The following is a 12,600-nucleotide window of genomic DNA, read 5'->3' as shown; positions in this document are numbered from 1 at the left end:
GGCCGTCCGTTCGGTCGAAGTGCAGAGAGGATGCGAGACCGTCTGCCGGGTTTCGAGCGTCCGGGCGAGACAGCGATAGAGCGGGCGTCGTCACGTCCACGTCGAAGCGGCTCCGTGCGGTCTCGCCGTCGTTCCGCCGGGATCGAACCGGTCGTCCGACAGACCGATCCGCCGCGCCCCCGATGGTCTCGTCCGCCGGTTCGGCCGTACCCGGTTTCGCCTCTGTATCATTGGTCCGGGACACGGACCGAGTACTCGCTTTCGCCGTGCCAGCAGCAGGCGCAGACTGCGGGCTAGCCGTCAAGGAGGCCCCGTCGGGTTGGAAAGCGAGCCCGGAAGAGTGTCGGGACTCGGACGGACGAGGCGCGGGTTGACGCCCGGTGTCACCCGTTCCGTACCGAAGCGAGACGCCCGGGGACGAACCCGCTCGTTCGCCAGCGGCACCCATCCCGTCTCTGCGGTCGACCTTCGACGCAGTGGTCGCCTCGGGCAGTCGGTGAACGGTAACTCGTCGTAACCGACTGACTTCCCCCTCGCGCGGTCGTGCTGCCTCGTCCGCGAGGAGACCGATCCGACTGCGGGCGCTACCCGTCTGGGACGCCGATGCCCCGGTCCTTGGGTTTAGCGCCCATCGGCGGCCGTTCCTGTCCGGGTCGCCCTCGTCTGTGACGCCGCCGCGCGTCGTCTCACTTTCCTGCATTGTGTCACTACCCCACGTCGACCCATCCCTGCGCGTCGTCTCATCCCTGTGTATTGTCTTTCTTTGCCCGCCCCGAACGGATGCGTCAGTCCGCGAAGCGCGTGATTCCGGCTGCTGTCCGTGGGTACCGTTCGACGATACGCGAGAGCGGTTCGCAGACGAATCGCGCATGACCTGGCTCTCTGCCCATGCCGACCGTCTCCGTGGAAGTGTTCCAGTTCTGACAGCCGTTCGTGCGCCGCGTGTACGGTCGGAATGCTCGCTGCCGGGACGCTGTGGTTCCGCTGTCGGCCCTGTAGCGCGGGCGGCCTCCGCGGCGGGCGGGAACCAGACGGAGCGGTCGAGCTCTTCGGTGAAAGACGGATCCTGTCCGGAACTGCCAGACCGCGTACGCGACGGACTGGGCCGGCCTCTACGGATAACGAGGGGAGTATCGTGACCGGATGCACGTGGCAGTCGTTCCCGTTCGTCCGAAGCGAGTGTCTGCCCTTCCCCGGCCGACGGACGGTCCGCACGTCCGGTCCCCGTGTCGGAACGACCACCCTCAATCGACGGAGTCATCCACGGCGTCGATACGGCGACGCTCAGCGGATCACTGGCGACAGGGGCGGGTGTTGAACCGCGTTCGGACCTGGACGCGTTGTCCCGAGACTGGATCGGCGTTCCGGTGTTACGCTCGGTGGGACGGGCTGGGGTCGAGTTCGGCGTCTCGGCCGGTCCAGACCCCGAGAGGCGCAGTCGTCGGCTGTTATCGGACCGCCGCCCGTCTTTGCCGGAGGGTGATCGCAGGACCGTACCCGACCGCGGGGCGGTTCGTCTGGCTGCCGAGTTCGAATTGGCGGTCCGACGAGGGTTCGGACGCATCGGAGAGTGGGCTGTCTGATACGGTTTCGGAGCGGTTCGCTCCCGTTCGGTCTCCGCCGTCGCGCGGTCGGCCGTCCCCGTACCGGGTCGGCGGGCGAGAGACACGCTCGTCGACTGCTGACCGCTTCCGGTGCTGAGGGATCGCGAGCGGGTGGACCAACTCCCGGGAATCGCCGTCTGTCTCGGGGACAACCGTAGCTGAGTTGGCGTATCGAACCGCCGTGGCCGTGTGCGGCTATCGGAAGGTGTCTGGTGATTCCTGACCACGGCTCGGGAGTCCTCGGCCGAGACTCGGGCGGCCAGTCGCTGGATCCGCCCGGCCCCGTCCCGAGCATCCGGATCCGCGGCCGCGGGCATCGTCTCCGGTGACGACCAGTCTCCCGCTCCGAACACGACGTTCGACGGCGGGTCGGGACCGTTTTCGTCCCCTGCAACGCGGGGCCCACGAACTGGCAGAGAGCGCTGGACAGCCACCGGAGCGGCCGACTGGTCCGGTGTGCGCCGCCCGGACGACCGTGTGCCGGCTACGCCGGTTTCGGTCGGCGAACTCGGGCGCTCAGTTCGTCGTACGGCGTTCGGTGTCCGCCAGCCGTCGCTGTAGTCGACGCTATCGACCGCGGCATCGCCGGACGATCGTTTCTGGTTGTGATAGCGTACGCTTCGTCGGCCGGCGACGGTGTCGCGTTCTGCGGCCGTTCGTGATGGGGAGCGAACGGCGCTTCCAGTACCGGCTGCTGTGCCCGGCGACGGTTCCGGACGGCTGTCGGTCGTTCGCTCACTGTGGGTTCCACCGGGACGGGGATGGTCGATGTGCGGCGTCAACTGCGGAGCCCCAGTGGCTCTCGGTCCGACGTCGTCGGTTTGAGGCGCGCTCGCTCGGTATCTGATACTGGGGTCGGAGGCGCTCCGGGGGGTAACGGCCGAACTGTGGTCGACAGGTGCGCGATGTACGGCGGCTTCGAGCGTTGCTATGCGGCGGGTTGCCGACGGCCCGCGACGTTCGACGACGGCGGGCGAGCCGCCGCTGGGAGCCCCCGTTCGCGGTACTGTTTCCGGGATACCCCGAGAAGTCGCGCTCCGGGATGCTGTTTCCGGGTGGCCGGACCTGTTCGTGATTGCGCGCCGGTTTGAACGGTCGGGACTGTCCGAACTCCGGGCAGTCTGACGCCGTGCCGTCGTCGACACGGCGCGACTCGGCGACTCGGGGCAGTCGTCCGTCGAACGGCGTTTCTCGCTCCACCGATCGGATGGGGTGACGGCAGTGCCCCGGGACCAGTCGTGGACCGACGACTTCGGGCGGCGAGACGGCCCGTCAGACCGGGAGTTAGCTGAACTTCGCTCGTGAGGCGATCCCGGGACCACGACTCGACCAGTGCGGAACGAGGTGTTCGCAGTATCTCTCGCCGATGGCCGGGAACTCGGCAGGCGGGATACTTTCGCGAGGTCGGTCACGCTTGCGCCGTCGCGAGGCGTCACCGTCTCGCGCGAGGCCACGGGCACGGTTCGCGTTCGAACTGTCGGTTGCCGTGAGTCCGTCAGTGTAGTTCGGGAACTGACTGCAGTGGTTCGTTCTCCTTCGACTCCGCTCGAACCGATCGATAGCTGACTGTCGACGGTCGTACACACGGTCGGGGGACTGACGAGAGTCGCCTCGGTACGTCGCGGCCGTGTCCCGGAGCGAGTCGACGCGTTCACGGGGTCAACCGTCGACTGGCCGGTTCGGCCGGTCTGTCCGCCTCGACGGGACCGGTCCGGACGGGGCTCTGTCGAGGTATCGGTGCCGGGTTTCGCCTGTGGCGACGCCACTGTTTCCGTCTCGGCCCGTCCAGTTCGGCCGATCGCAGAAGGGAATCGCTCGCTGCCGGCCGCTCCCAGTCCGTTCAACTGAGACGGCCCAGGAGGTACGGCGTCGTTCGTTGCGTCCGACGGTCCGATCCAGGATCCGTCGTACGGTCCTTCCGTTGCCGTAGAATCGCCGTCGAGGGCGGGGACGTCCGCGTACTGAAGCCCGGCAGAATACCCTCCGTGGCGCTCCCCGGACTCGTTCACGTACGTCTCCTCGCCCGGCGGCAGCGATCCATCCGGACGGTCCGCAGCGGGATCCGTTTCTGACAGGGAGAGAAACGTCAGATCGACCGGGCTGTGTTTCCGCGCGATCCCGACTCCGAGTCCGGCCGCGAACTCGTCGATGTCGAGCGTCGCGATAGGCGAGACGCTAGCGTCTAGGCCACCGACTATCGTCGCCCCGGTGCAGTGGGTACTCTCTTCGCCATCGTTGGGCGACGCGATGACGCTGATATCTCGGACCGGTGAGGCCGCATCGGAGGGGTCGCGGTCACCGATCACAGGTCTCTCCCCGGAGAACGACGAACAGGTCGCCGGTCCAACCGGATCGCCGATACTGGGCCGCATCTATACACAGTTAGTACCGGGAAAATATAATTCGCTTCACTTAACATTTTCCAACATCCGGGAGAATATATCGCGGTGGGAGAACTCCTTCCGCCGCGTGGCACAGACAGAACCGCTTCCGTAATGAAGTCGTGTTTTCAGGGTAAGTTGCCACATCCGACCCGGATAGTTCGACTGTAGATCGGGATTCAAACTGTCTCTCAACTCGGTGATTTTACAATGAATGTCTATAAATATACCCATGAGATCCGCTCCGCCCATCGAGAACTGTCCGTACAGATTCGACCACAACACGAAATGAAGGCGAACATACAAGCGCAAACCGACAACGGGATCGTCGTACGGGTCGTCGACAACGCCGACATAGAGCACAGAGTCGAGATAGACGGGACCGGCGAAATAGCGTCGCACCAGTGCAGCGCATACGCCGGGGAAGAACGGGCCCGCTCACCGCGAGAAAACCAGCACGTCGATCAGGTAAACAGGTATTCCAAGTACTACGTCGACCGAAAGCGAGGACTCAACACGCTGAGGCCGTACAGTAAGACGGACCGCATCACCCATCCGGAGCGACTCGCCGCCGCGACGCTGATCATCGGCGCGATGTCACCGGAGACGCTCAAAAGCCATTTCGGCGCGTATTATCGGCAGATAGCGAGCGCATACGCGGACGTTGAACCGCCCGTCAGTCCTCCCGACAGGGAACCGGACGCGGACTGTCACCGAGTGCAACAGGACGTGTATCTCGCACTGAACGACGACCAATGGCGGCTGCTCGGCGACGTACTCGTCGAACTTGATGGGCTCGCCGCGCTCGCGACAGCGCTCGACAGGGAACCGAACAGAAACGACGACGACCTGTTCGACCGCCTCGAAGCGGCGCTTCCCGGCGAACCAGATGGCTATGAGGGAGACGCTGCCGGAGACGACAGTGAGAACCGATTTCTCCGCGGTCTCTCGCCGTTACGCGTCCACTGGCAAGCGGCGGAGGGAAAGCGCGTCACGTACGGCGACGGGTCCGACCCCGGCGCTGAGAGCGCTCCGGATGCCCGACTGCAGATGACAGTGCAAAACGACCGTATCGAGACGGTCCAGTCGTTCCAGCGACATCTGATTCATCACCTTCGGTGTCAGGTCCGGGACTGCTACGTCGGCATGGGGTTTTCCCCGCCGAAGGGTGTGCGAGTTCGGGGAACCGGGATCGACGCTCTCACCGATAAGTACGAGCATCACGACGGGTATCAACGCTATCACGACCCGGACGCGATCATCGATTGGACCCGGCAGGCCCCCGCACAGCACCCCGACTGGTGATCGTCGGTCGGGAGGATACGGCCGGAGACAGATCGGACTCTTCAGTCCTGTGACGCGGGGTCGACTCCGGGCCTTGCCTCAGTGGCGGTGGCGAACGGGCGGTGGTCACCACTGTCGTCTGCTCGTCGGAGCGTGAACTTCTCGCCGGACTGAGTGAAGATGACCGGGGTCTGGCCGCCCTGTTTGAGCGTGTATCCGAGGGGAAGATCCGTCGCGTCGTCGTTCGGGGCGAGCGAGAACTGGTCCGGAATCTCGAACGTACAGACCTCGCCAGGGCCGAGCATGACATCGATACCGAGGCGGAACAGGTCGTATTCGGTGTCGCGGATCTTCGATTTCGCGAGGTCGATCGAGTGACTCGCCTCGTTCCGAACGGTCAACTCCCGGCCCGCCCGCGACTCGGGTGCCGTCACTTTCACGACGACGAGGTCCGTCCGTTCGCTGGTCGTCGATTCGTACCGGTTGTACGCTATCATCGCCACGAGAAGCCACACTAGCAGTCCGCCGAGGATCGGCGCGAGAAGAGAGTACGTTCCGAAGTACCAGACTGTCGCGTATCGGATCACCAGACCACCGAGTATCGCCACGAGGAACCCAACGAGGACCGCGAGCGTCCGACTCTCCTGGCTTTTCATCTGAGCGTACCCGGTTCTCACGAACGCCGATCTGAGCGTCGACGGCGACTCCTCTTTCGTCCCGCCCCGGACCTTGAGAAGCGTGACAGCGGCACTGAGCGGCCACGCGACAAGGAATCCGACGGGGATCAGATACAACGGGAACGTGTAAAACAGCGACGCGATAGCTAGTCCGATGGCAAAAAACAGCGCAGAGACGAACCCGATCAAGGTGCCTTGCGACCACGTCGACAGTGCTTCCCATCGGCCGAGGATAGCCTCCTGATTCCGACGATAGAACCGGTATGCGCCACCGACGACCACGACGACGACGAAAACGGAGAGAAACAGGAAGTATCGGGGCGATATCGGCCACTCAACGAGAGGGACCCGGACTGTGGGGACTGCACTCATATACCCGGTGAACATGAACAGTAGGGTCGTTACAGTGGCGACGATCCCGGCGATGAGCAGTATCGGCAGGAACGGCGTGAGTTTCTTTTTGAGCGGCTTCGTTACCCGTTTCGCCATCCGCCTCATCGTGTTTCCCCCCGATAGATCCGAAACCGGCTTGCGATACCTGCCACCCCACCGCTCCTCGGGACGCTACCGGTTCGTGATGATTCGAAAGTAACAGTCGGCTCTCTGAGATTCATATCTGCTAGTTATTGTAACTTCCTGTAATGATAAAATATAAAATCACCGATCGTATTAATATATCCCGGTCGGCCCGGGCCCCTTGCCGGAACCGTTGCGGAACGGCAGTGTTCCGCGATGAAACCCCACACCGGAACAGCGGTTCAACCGACAGTGGTGTCTTGATACACAGTGGTCACCACTTTTCTGGTTGCTCTCGGTCCGGTGGGTCGTCGTTCAGTACGTCCGGCTCGTCCGGCCGACGGGAGACGCCGGTTTCTCGGTCGGCGACGCGGGTGAAGTCCTCCTCGTTCATCGACTGGATCATCACCGGTCTGACTTCGAGAGTCGTCGAAGGCCGGTACGTAGCGTCGCCGAACCGCGACCAGAGGCTCGTGAACTCGTCGAGCGGTTCCGATGTCAGCGACAGAGTCAAGCTGGTATCCTGATCGATGCCGCCCGCACAGTCGTCGGGGTTCAGCCGCGAGTTATCGTGCAGGATCTGCAGGGCCAGACCGAGCGTTCGTTGTTGTGCGATCATCTCGGACGACTGCTCGGTATCGTCGCCGACGGGGTAGGCGGTCAGGAGGTACCGCAACGCTAACGGAAGCGGTGGGTCGCGCTTCGTCGACTCCCCTATCTGATGGGTGGTCGACCCCGCCGCTCCGTCTTCTGTGACCCTGTACGGGTACAGTCCGAGGCGGACGTTCGAGTCCTGGCTGACTTCCTCGGGCGATACGAGGTCGACGCTGCCACGGTCGATGGAAACGACGTTGCCGCGACGGTCGATCTCGTCCCGAAACAGTTCCAGAAGCGTTCGGCTGACGTCCGCCACGGCGGTGAACGTCACGTTGTTTCACCCCGCCGACCGGATATCGGGACACTCGAACGGTAGCAACGCCGACAGTACGCCATACGCGAACATTTCTATCCGGATACGTTAATATTTCCCATCTTGTGATAAAAAATACGCCAGCCGTTCGCTCACTGCAAGCGTCAATCGGTGACGAGATAGTCTTCGTACGGCTCGAACTCCGACACCTGGTACAGCCGACCGATCTTCTCGAGTTCGAGCTGGACCGCTCGAACGGCGTGGGACATCTCTATCGCCTCGCTATCGTTGCCCGCCGCCAGGATCGCGGCGGTCTGTCCGACGGTTTTTATCCGGCCGCCGGTGAAAGTGAACTCCGAGAGGAACTCGTAGTCGACATCTCCCGTCGGCGCGTCGTCGGGGAAGATATTCTTCCAGATGGTTTCGCGGGTCGATTCCCGCGGCGATTTGAACTCGATCTCGTGATCGATCCGGCGGTTGAACGCCGAGTCGATGTTCGAGGCGTAGTTCGTCGTCAGCAGGATCACTCCGTCGTAGGCCTCGATCCGCTGGAGCAGGTAGTTAACTTCGACGTTGGCGTAGCGGTCGGTCGAGTCCGAGACCTTCGAGCGGTCGCCGAAGACGGCGTCGGCCTCGTCGAACAGCAGGATCGCGTTCGAGTTCTCGGCCGCCTGGAAGATCTGTTCGAGATTCTCCTCCGTTTCGCCGATATATTTGCTGACCACGCTGGAGAGGTCGATCTTGTAGATGTCCATTCCGACGTCGTTCGCGAGGATCTCGGCGGCCATCGTCTTGCCCGTCCCCGACTCTCCTTTGAACAACGCGACGACGCCGGTGCCGCGGCTAAACTGTTCAGAGAACCCCCAGTCCCCGTATATCCGGGCCTGATGCCTGACATGGTTGCGAACCAGTTCCAGTTTGCGTCGCGTCTCCTCGCGTAACACGATGTCGTCCCAGTCCTTGCCCGGTTCGATCTTCTGGGCCAGTTCGTCGAGTTCGTCGGCGGACTGGGCGCTACAGCCAGCGTAGACGGCTTGGGCGGTGAGTTCGCCGTCGCCGGACAGCGACTCGGCCGTCGACAACGCCGCCGCTAGTTGTCCCGGCGTGAGGTTGAACGTCCCCGCCAGCACTTCGGGGTCTATGTCGTCGGGCAACTCGTCGGCGTGACCTGCCCAGAACTCCCGGCGGAGGTCGATCGACGGCCGGGGGAACTCGACGATCGCGTCGACAGGCGTGTGCATCGCCTCCGAGGGCGTCCACTCACCCTCGCCGGTCACGATCAGGTCGTTCCCGAAGCCCGCGAACCGGTCGAACACGGACTCTAGGGTCGTATCGCGTTCCCGCGCGTCGAACGTCGCCTGCGCGGCCGACATCAGATGGAGCGGCCGGTCCAGGATCGTCGCCTCTCGGCGCAACCGGTCGAGCGCCCGGGCCTCGATGACGGCGTCGAGATCCGCCCGGAGAACCCCCTCGTCACAGACGGCCTCGACCGCGCGGTGTTTCTCGGTGCCAGCGGGACCGTACCAGTAGAAACGCCAACCGCCGTCGTCTTCGGGGAGCGACGACAGGCGCTCGTGACAGTCGTCGCTGATCGCGAGATCCGAGAGGGAAGCCTCGGTTGTGCGCACTGAAAGCGAATCGTTGGCCCCGTCACCGCTTTGCTGTTCGAGAACTGCCTGTAGGTCCGTATCGATCCCCGCGTAGCCTTTGAGATATTCGGCGATCCGCTCGTCGACACGGACCGTTCGATCACGTGCGGTTCCGGTACCGTCAGGAGCGGGTGCGACCGAGACGAGGTCGTGCTGACGGAGCGGCGAGTCGCTGCCGACGAGCGCACCGGCGGCGACACGTTGCTGGCGAGTTTGACTGAAGAGGTCTTCGACGAGACCGACAGTTGGCCGGGGGAGAGCAACGTTCCCCTGAATACTTTTCAGCGTATCCGCGAAGCTGTCGTCGACATCCGGAGCGAGGGCGAGTACCAGAACGTCGAGATGCCGCCGCGACAGGGAAAACCGGTGGGCAAGTTCGCGAAGACGCAGCGGTATCTCTTCCGGCGTCTCCCGACACCGCTGCTCGATGGCCGCGGTGTGTGTCTCGAGTTCCCCATGACCCGACTCCGAGACGCCGATCGGTAACTGTTCGGGTGCGCTTTCGTGCATCCCGGCTCCGCCGTCGGACCCGGTTTCGGACAGTCCGGGGGTATCCGCCTCGTCGGCGTAGGCTCGGAGTAGCGTCTCGATGCGATCGATTTCGTCTAGCAGGTGTTGCTGCGTGGTCTCGTAGCTCATCGGTTCCGTCCCTCTCGTTGCCGGCCTCGACAGTTCGTTCCGTCAGACATCGTGTTCAACTAACACACTATCCAACCATACAAAGACTTATATGAATTGATATATGACGTTATTCCAAGTAAGATGGGACATCGATCTAGTCGGACGGGCAGAGAGGAGAGTACTTCGGCCGACTCAGCCGGCGGGACGACCACTACCGCTGAGTCCACGGTCACCTCAGAACCCGACAGCAACCAGGCCGACGAAATCGAACGTACGGGCACACTCCAGCGCCTCGAACAGACCTATGGCCCGCGAGTGTATCGGTGGGCCGACGAGGGGATGCCGCCGGACGTGATGGGCGACCCCGAGAAGATGCGGGAGTTCCGCGAGCGCACCGGCAGCAGCGACCGCGACCCCACGCCCGAGAGTTTCGTCCAGTGTAGCACTGACAGTGTCGCCGCCGACGCGTCTGCGGGGGCACAGGAGACGGTTAAGCGCGTCCTCGACAAGCCGGGCCGCCCGCTCGACCCGGACATCTCGAAATCTCTGGGCGAGCGCATGGACGCGGACTTCTGGGACGTTCGCATTCACACGGGTGCGGACGCCGCCGAAGCCTGCGACGCTATCGACGCCAGGGCGTTCACAGCCGGGTCGGATATCGTGTTCAACGACGGCGAGTACAGACCGGAGTCTCCCGAAGGGCAACATCTGCTGGCCCACGAACTCGCCCACGTCAGACAACAAACCGGCGGCGCGCAACTCAGCATGATGCCTCGGGAGGACGCCGCCCTCGAAATCGACCCGGACCCGGCGTTAGAACGCGAAGCCGAGGACGCTGCCGAAGACGCCATGCAGGACGGGCCGGTGACGATAAATCGCATGGGCGTAGAGATGCATATCCAGCGGATGCCCGAAGCGGAGAAGCTTGAAAACGCTCGTGCCCAGGCCGAGTCGGAGAGCGACGGGATGAGGCTCAAACAGACGGTGTCGAACCTCCAACAACGGGTATCCTCGATCGAGGAGACAGTCAGCGGCGGTAACGAGGGCTGGGCCGACAAGCTCGGCAAGGCGACCGGTAAGGGTGCGATCGGTGCTGTCGGCGGAGTAGCCGGCGCGGCACTCGGTACGATGATCGCACCCGGGGCGGGCACGGCCGCCGGGGCAGTCGCCGGTCAACAGGCCGTCTCCGAAGTCGCCAAAGGCATCGCCGGCGACGTGACTAAGACCGTTTACGACCCTATCTACGACAAGGGAAATCAGGCAGTCGCCGACGCAGAAGTGCCGGATATCAACAGCGACACGCTACGCGGAATCAAAGGCCTGATAGACGAACTGCTCGACGAAAAGATGCGGTTCAACGACCAGGCTCGAACTGGAAAGGGTAGCGATCCGTTTACTGATGGTGACACGTAATGAACGGGGATATCGACGGGGAAGATGAAGAGTACGTGAAGATTTACGTTACTGATAATACAGAGACGGAACACGATCTAACGGTCGATAAAGAGTCCGGCGAAATCGCATACCATACGCAAGACGGGTATCCGGACGATCCTACCGAGCGAACGTTAGCGGAAAGTGAACGCGTACACCAAGCCCGCAAGTTTGCTCAGTACTGTGTCTTCACTGAACGAGGCTACGACACGGTTCCGCCGACGATCCACCCGGAACGGCTCAACGCCGTCCGCGTCTCTATTGCGACGCTTTCCGAGGACAGACTTGACGATTACTTCGGCGATTTCTACCGGCAACTCCGAAGTCATCACCATGACACCGACCGCGTGATCGACGTTCCGGCCGATGCGACCGATGCCGACTCGGTGCTGTACCGCAAGAACGTCTACCTTGGACTCGACCCGGTGGAGACGGAACTCCGTGAAGGCGCTCAGGAACTGGCCGCACGACATGGGTTCGATTTCTCCGATCGGTCGATCTCGGAGAGATCGCTCGATACCGTCTCTGGCGAAGAGCTAGATAGCTGGACGGCGTTCTCGCAAGACCTGGGCGAGTTAGCAGTTGAGACGGATGCTGACCTCTCCGAAGGACTCCAGATCGACTCCGTCTCCTCGTTGTACACGGCGTACCTCGACGACCGCGGCGAAGAACACGTTACTGACGCCGACGAACCGTTCGAGCGCGAGCCTGACGCGTTGCTGGAACTGCCGATGATGGACCCCGGATCGCTCGAAGCGTTTCGCGACTACCTCAATCATAACCTCTCATGCCAGATCCGGGATTGTTTCGTCCGGATGGGCCTCGAACCACCCGAGCCGTTTCGGATACTCGGATACGGCCGGTTCGAAGCCGCCGAACAGTACCGGCATCTGGAGATGTACCCTAACTACATCGACCCTGAAGAGGAACGAGCCTTCGCGTACGGCTAGCTCAGCCCACCTCTGGATTTCCCATCGGGAGGGAGATACGGCAGCGCCCCTACCGAAACGCGTTTTGTCGAAAACGGGAGGCGGTCGGACGAGACGGCGATGAAGCCGTTACTCGGGCATCCCGGACATCCGGGTGAACCGCTCGTACGCCAACTCGATCGACTCGATGGCCATCCCGCGTTGGTGGCTCGCGAGGTCCGGGCCGCGCCACTTCGTGGGATACGCGTTTTTGAACTCCCAGCCCCAGGTGCTGTCGCCCTTGAAGCTGTCTTTGATCTTGATGACGAGGTTTTTCCGCGTGACCTCGCCGCTCATCACTTCCTGGATCCAGTGCCAGAACGACGTGTCCTTCGTCAGCCCTCGTTGTAACACCAGATTCGCGTGCACGAACTGGCCGGGTAACTGGTGGACGTGGTCGTTGACCCCGCCTTCACGGTACTGCACCGTGTCCAACTCCATCGTGAGTCCCGACACTTCGGCGAAACCGGCGACAGTCTCGCCGTCTATCTCGACCTCGAAGTTATATTTCGAGTAGGGGTCGTCTTTGGCGGTGTATTCCGTCATGGTGTTCAGT

The 12,600-nt window shown here is 62.9% G+C and carries 8 protein-coding genes; 3 read left to right on the top strand and 5 right to left on the bottom strand.

The features are described from left to right. Positions 1-2,088: 2,088 nt before the first annotated feature. Entirely contained in the window at positions 2,089-2,343 is a 255-nt protein-coding gene (locus EYW42_RS07450; RefSeq protein ID WP_135534618.1) for a hypothetical protein, read from the bottom strand. 1,930 nt (positions 2,344-4,273) lie between these two features. Here EYW42_RS07450 and EYW42_RS07445 point away from each other — a divergent pair. Further along, a complete protein-coding gene (locus EYW42_RS07445; RefSeq protein WP_135534617.1) occupies positions 4,274-5,290 on the top strand; it encodes a hypothetical protein in 1,017 nt (338 codons plus the stop codon). A gap of 41 nt (positions 5,291-5,331) precedes the next feature. Here the strand turns inward: EYW42_RS07445 and EYW42_RS07440 are convergent, their stop codons facing one another. The 3 genes from EYW42_RS07440 to EYW42_RS07430 all read right to left on the bottom strand — a co-directional run bounded on the left by EYW42_RS07440 (position 5,332) and on the right by EYW42_RS07430 (position 9,660). Next, positions 5,332-6,435: a hypothetical protein gene (locus tag EYW42_RS07440; protein ID WP_135534616.1), complete on the bottom strand. Its 1,104-nt coding sequence runs from the start codon at positions 6,433-6,435 to the stop codon at positions 5,332-5,334. A gap of 301 nt (positions 6,436-6,736) precedes the next feature. Continuing rightward, positions 6,737-7,390, bottom strand: coding sequence for a DUF4255 domain-containing protein (locus EYW42_RS07435; RefSeq protein ID WP_135534615.1), 654 nt, complete (start codon positions 7,388-7,390; stop codon positions 6,737-6,739). Between the two features lie 146 nt (positions 7,391-7,536). Then, positions 7,537-9,660, bottom strand: coding sequence for an ATP-binding protein (locus EYW42_RS07430; protein ID WP_135534614.1), 2,124 nt, complete (start codon positions 9,658-9,660; stop codon positions 7,537-7,539). Positions 9,661-9,783: 123 nt separating this feature from the next. Between EYW42_RS07430 and EYW42_RS07425 the strand changes: the two genes are divergently transcribed. Both EYW42_RS07425 and EYW42_RS07420 read left to right on the top strand, forming a co-directional pair. After that, a complete protein-coding gene (locus EYW42_RS07425) occupies positions 9,784-11,055 on the top strand; it encodes an eCIS core domain-containing protein (RefSeq protein ID WP_237561291.1) in 1,272 nt (423 codons plus the stop codon). Beyond that, a complete protein-coding gene (locus EYW42_RS07420; protein ID WP_135534613.1) occupies positions 11,055-12,026 on the top strand; it encodes a hypothetical protein in 972 nt (323 codons plus the stop codon). Before EYW42_RS07425 ends, EYW42_RS07420 begins: the two co-directional genes overlap by 1 nt. 108 nt (positions 12,027-12,134) lie before the next feature. On the opposite strand, the gene EYW42_RS07415 is transcribed toward EYW42_RS07420, so the two are convergent. Further along, positions 12,135-12,590 carry a phage tail protein gene (locus tag EYW42_RS07415; RefSeq protein ID WP_135534612.1) on the bottom strand — a complete coding sequence of 152 codons (456 nt, stop codon included), beginning with the start codon at positions 12,588-12,590 and terminating at the stop codon, positions 12,135-12,137. Between the last annotated feature and the right edge of the window lie 10 nt (positions 12,591-12,600).

Source organism: Halostella pelagica (assembly GCF_004762015.1).
GTDB classification, from domain to species: Archaea; Halobacteriota; Halobacteria; order Halobacteriales; family Natronoarchaeaceae; genus Halostella; species Halostella pelagica.
Note: the sequence above shows the minus strand (reverse complement) of the source record. Positions and strands in the feature narration are given on the sequence as shown.

What these genes read in the sequence shown, in the direction of transcription:
- EYW42_RS07445 (WP_135534617.1), top strand. Translation starts at nt 4,274, where the DNA reads ATGAAGGCGAACATACAAGCGCAAACCGACAACGGGATCGTCGTACGG.
- EYW42_RS07440 (WP_135534616.1), bottom strand. Translation starts at nt 6,435, where the DNA reads ATGGCGAAACGGGTAACGAAGCCGCTCAAAAAGAAACTCACGCCGTTC.
- EYW42_RS07430 (WP_135534614.1), bottom strand. Translation starts at nt 9,660, where the DNA reads ATGAGCTACGAGACCACGCAGCAACACCTGCTAGACGAAATCGATCGC.
- EYW42_RS07425 (WP_237561291.1), top strand. Translation starts at nt 9,784, where the DNA reads ATGGGACATCGATCTAGTCGGACGGGCAGAGAGGAGAGTACTTCGGCC.
- EYW42_RS07420 (WP_135534613.1), top strand. Translation starts at nt 11,055, where the DNA reads ATGAACGGGGATATCGACGGGGAAGATGAAGAGTACGTGAAGATTTAC.
- EYW42_RS07415 (WP_135534612.1), bottom strand. Translation starts at nt 12,590, where the DNA reads ATGACGGAATACACCGCCAAAGACGACCCCTACTCGAAATATAACTTC.